Source organism: Frankia sp. KB5, assembly GCF_002099325.1.
In the GTDB taxonomy this organism is placed as follows: domain Bacteria; phylum Actinomycetota; class Actinomycetes; order Frankiales; family Frankiaceae; genus Frankia; species Frankia casuarinae.
In genome coordinates this window covers 1-4,080 of sequence record NZ_MRUJ01000351.1, presented here as the reverse complement: position 1 = coordinate 4,080, position 4,080 = coordinate 1, and the positions used below count along the sequence as shown (strand labels likewise).

At 70.9% G+C, this 4,080-nt stretch carries 5 protein-coding genes; all 5 read right to left on the bottom strand.

The genetic code is table 11. The features are described 5' to 3' along the window. Positions 1–725 precede the first annotated feature (725 nt). The 5 genes from KBI5_RS24165 to KBI5_RS24145 all read right to left on the bottom strand — a co-directional run bounded on the left by KBI5_RS24165 (position 726) and on the right by KBI5_RS24145 (position 3,971). Entirely contained in the window at positions 726–1,457 is a 732-nt protein-coding gene (locus KBI5_RS24165) for a hypothetical protein (RefSeq protein WP_085016585.1), read from the bottom strand. A gap of 217 nt (positions 1,458–1,674) precedes the next feature. After that, positions 1,675–2,580, bottom strand: a complete 906-nt coding sequence (locus KBI5_RS24160; RefSeq protein ID WP_157902590.1) for an N-6 DNA methylase — start codon at positions 2,578–2,580, stop codon at positions 1,675–1,677. An 87-nt stretch (positions 2,581–2,667) separates the two neighbouring features. Further along, positions 2,668–3,195: a hypothetical protein gene (locus KBI5_RS24155; RefSeq protein WP_085016583.1), complete on the bottom strand. Its 528-nt coding sequence runs from the start codon at positions 3,193–3,195 to the stop codon at positions 2,668–2,670. A 149-nt stretch (positions 3,196–3,344) separates the two neighbouring features. Next, positions 3,345–3,596, bottom strand: coding sequence for a hypothetical protein (locus KBI5_RS24150; RefSeq protein WP_085016582.1), 252 nt, complete (start codon positions 3,594–3,596; stop codon positions 3,345–3,347). A 66-nt stretch (positions 3,597–3,662) separates the two neighbouring features. Then, on the bottom strand, positions 3,663–3,971 hold the full coding sequence (locus tag KBI5_RS24145; RefSeq protein ID WP_085016581.1) for a hypothetical protein: 309 nt from the start codon (positions 3,969–3,971) through the stop codon (positions 3,663–3,665). Positions 3,972–4,080: the final 109 nt, after the last annotated feature.

The window sequence follows — 4,080 nt, the reverse complement described above, 5'->3', positions numbered from 1 at the left end:
TGGGACTCGAAGTTCATCAGCGGTGTCCTCTACGGGGCGCGGGGCGCAGCGGCAGACCGGTCCGGCACACACGCGAGGGATGTGCCGGACCGCCTTCCCCACCAGTCTGATCGCGACAGGCCGGCCGGCACCACACCGGGCACGTTCTGCCTGGCCCCGCATCCCGTCTGCCCCGGCCGTCTCCTCGTGTCTGGGACGTGGGGTCCCTGCCGAGGCCGAGCTGTCCACCGATTGATCTCGGCGTGTCACGATGGCGGGTAGGCCGGTCGGTTACCGGCGACCGGGCGGTCGCGTTGGTCGTGTCTGACGCAAGCGCCTGCTGCGCAGCGGTGAATGCCGTCGCCGGTTCGCGCGGGGCGCGGACGTGTGCACGGTGAGGTCCGCGAAGTCGATGCGTCCGATGATCTCCCGAGTGGGCCAGTGGATCAACAGACCGCAGGTCAGGCAGCAGTAGTGGCCCTGCCAGCGGGCGGAGTTCGGGGCGATTTCCCGGCCTCGGTGGACCGGGAGGAATCCGCTGGCGCTCGGGCTGTTCCCGCATCGGCACAGCCAGGCGTCATCCGCTCCAGCGCGTGCGATGTATTCACGCATGCCGGCTCCCCTTCTCACGAAGGTGGTCGAGACGGACGTAGGTGCAGGCCGGTACTCCCTGCCGGCGCCCGTTGGGCCGACACGGCGCGGCACTCGGCGGAGTGGCCCAGGTGGTCGCGGGCGCTGGGCGCGGTTCAGCGGTCCCAGGGCTCGCGGGGCAGGTGGTCGCGGGGGGTGTCCCTGGCCTGGATGACGACGTCGGTCCAGGTGGCTCCAGCTGCTTCGACCTGCTCGGCGGTGGTGAGGACCGCGCTGGCGCGAGAGGACAGCGTCCAGCCGAGGTGGCCGAACAGGGCCAGGACACTGCTGTCCCCGAGCGCGGAGGCGTGGACGGCATCGAGACGCAGCTCGGCGGCCAGGTGACCGAGCAGCCCGGTCGGATAGCCGCGGTGGAACAGCGGGACGGCCCGGGTCGGGCTGGTCATCTCGGTGGCATGGTGGGCGGCGACGTGGGAGAGCACGGCCATCACGGTGGCGTCGCCGATGCGGGTGTCTTCCGGTTCGTCGTCCTCGACGGTGCGCAGGACCGCCGTGTGGACGGCGTGACCCCAGGTCCAGCCCTGCAAGCTGAGCTGCTCAGCCTCGCTGGCGAGAACGGCGGCCTYGACGGTCAGCGGGTAGCCGAGTGCGCTGAGGACGTCGGCGGCGGAATCGAGGTTGAGCAGGCTGGCCGGATCGAGGTGGCCGTTCAGCCAGAACAGGATGTGCCCGTGCAGACGACGGGGCCAGCCGTCCCGGCCGAAATACGGCTGGTAGGTCAGATCGACGGGGCGACGGGTGACGGTGTCCTCGCCGTTGACGGTCAGGACATGGCGGAGCCGGCCGAGGAGTTCGGCGAAGCCGAGCAGATGCGGGGTCGACGGCATGGCGGGGCGCTCCTTCCGGGCGCAGCACGGCGGACAGGTTGATCGGGAAGACGCGAGCGAGTGTGCGGTCGCGCGGCCAGACTGGCGGGTGCCCTCCGGGCCGACTGGCACCGACGGGCGACGCACGTCGGCCCGCCGCGCGAGGCAGGCGCGGCGGGCCGAGGCGTGTGGCATCACCGGCCTGGCTGTCCTGGCCGGGGAGAACGGGGGCGGGTTGTCAGGTCCGGCGGGCGCGGCCAGCGCGTTCGGTACTGGCCGCGTCCACCAGCCGCGCGACCGTGCCGAGCACGTCGGCGGCGAACGCGGTGGAGCGCAGCCGGTCGGCGATCTGAAGGATCTCGTGGCGTTGGGCGATCGCGGCCGTCTGCCAGTTGTCGGTGAGGGTGTCGCCGACGCCGAGCACGACGTTCGGGCCGAGTTCCCACAGCACGGCGTTCACGGCGGTGCACGCGACCGCGGCTGCGTCGATGTCTGCGCCGAGCCACACCATGCTGGCCGGGTCGATGCCTTCGGCGCGCAGTGTCTGGGCGGCGGCGCGGAACAGCCCGCCGGTTCCGACCGCCGGGTCGATCATGGTCTGGCCTGGCTGGGCGCCGGTCATCAGGCCGGCGGCGAGGACGTCGGCGATCGGGCCGGGTGTGTAGAACTGGCCGGCGGCCACCCGGGCGCCGTCGGCGCGTAACGCGATCAGCAGCGGGCCGAACACGTCGGCGTCGCGGCGGCGCAGGGTGCCGGTCAGGTGCAGCTGCCCGGCATCGAGCGCAGCGTGGGCGATGCGGCGGGCAGTGGCGATCATGGCCTGGTCCGGCCGGTCGGCGCTGAGCCAGGGTTGGAGCAGGGGCCAGGCGGCGGGCAGCAGGTCAGGCCGCGCACGCGCGAAGATCGTCCACTGGAGGCGAACCATCCGGTGGAACTGTTCGGTGTCCAGCTCGGCGATGAGGTCGGCGGTGGCGGACAGCTCGCCCGGTGGGGGTGTGATGAGGGCGAGAGCGGCGACGGTGGACAGCGGAATCTGGGGCGGATCGGTGCGGTTGGCGCGGTGCCAGGCACGAGCGACGGCCTCGGCGAGGCTCGTCGCATCGGGAGTACCGGAGCGGGGCGGGCGGCGGGGAGCCGCAGACATGGTGATCACTCCCTGCACGTGGCAGAGCGGATGGCGGTGATAGGCGGGCATAGGTGGACGTGAGGCGCCGGGCGTGTGCGCGGGCTGTCACCCGGAGAAGAGCGGCCCCCAGGTGAGGGGCCGAATCCGGCGCGGCCGGCTGCCGGCGTAGGAAGCGGCGCGGGTGCCGTGGTCAGTGATGACCGTGTAGCCGTCCAGCCAGACGGCGAACCATGGTTCGGCCGGTGCGCCACGGCGGGCCGCCTCGTCCGCCGCAGGGATCATCGTCGGATCAAGCCTGTGCGGGACGGTGCGGTAGTGGTCCAGGTTCCCCTGGATCATCGGGCAGGCGGAGGCGGTGTAGGCCAGGCAGGACGGGTGCAGCGCCGGTTCGGCGGTGCACTGGCGGGGCAGGTCGGACAGGCGCATCAGCAGCACCAACCGCTCGTCGAGGTGACGGCCACACACTCCGCACAGACGCCCCACCAGTGCCTGGTCCTTACGGTCGGCGTCGACGGTGCCGAACAGGTACCGTCCGTCACCGGCGCGGGGAGTGATCCACGGGACGGCGAGGCCGCCGACGGTTGGCAGGTGGGTCAACGACAGGGGGATCAGGGGCGCGGTCGGATCAGGCATGGGGTGCTTTCTGCTGGGGCGATTCCACGCTGCTGGGCTCGGCCGGCGCGAAAATGCTGCGAATCGCGTAGACGGCCGGATGCCGTCGCGTTGCGGGCGACAGCGGTCCGGTGCGCGGGGGGCGTCGTCGGCTGGCGGTGAGGGCCTGATCAGGTGGCTCTCCGGGCGCGGTGGGTGCGGGTGTGTCCCGGTCGTGCCCGCCGGGTTGGGCGGTGGCGCCGACGGCGGCGGTGGCGTCGTCCTGCGGTCAGATCGATGGTGATCGTGACGAGGGTGACCGCCGTGTAGGCGACGARCATGGCGACGTCGTGCGCGGCGGCGATGCCCAGCAGCCATACCAGCAGGAGGGCGAACCCCCAGAATCGCATCTGTCGGCGGCGACGGCGGCTCAGATAGAACACGGGAATCGCCTTCCTTTTCGTGGCGAGCCGGGCAGCATTCCCGGCATGGACGTGTGGGGTTCTCGTTCAGTGCTCGGCGGTGCGCCAGGGAACGGGATGTCCGTGGTCGGGGTCGGCGCAGTCGCTAATGGTTTTGGTGGGGCTGTTATAAACGTCGTGGTCGTCGACCAGAACCGTCAGCGGTGGTTCCTGCTTGGCGAGGTTCAAGGTCACGGCGGTATCGATATGAACGAGTATTCGGCCGGTTTCGTCGAGTAGCACGGTGATGCGCAAAGGGGAGGTTCCCACGTTTCCCGGCTCCCAGCTCGCAGCTGGATGYGGCGGCAGCGCCTCGTACATGTCGATCGTTCCGTAGTTCACCGACGAACTCCGCATCGGTTCTCCCTTCCAGCCTCAGAACGTGCGTGGCAGCCCGTGCCGAGGATCGTGAGAAAAGCGCCGGTCAGTCGATGCGGATAGGCATGAGTAGATGCCGGTACGGCGG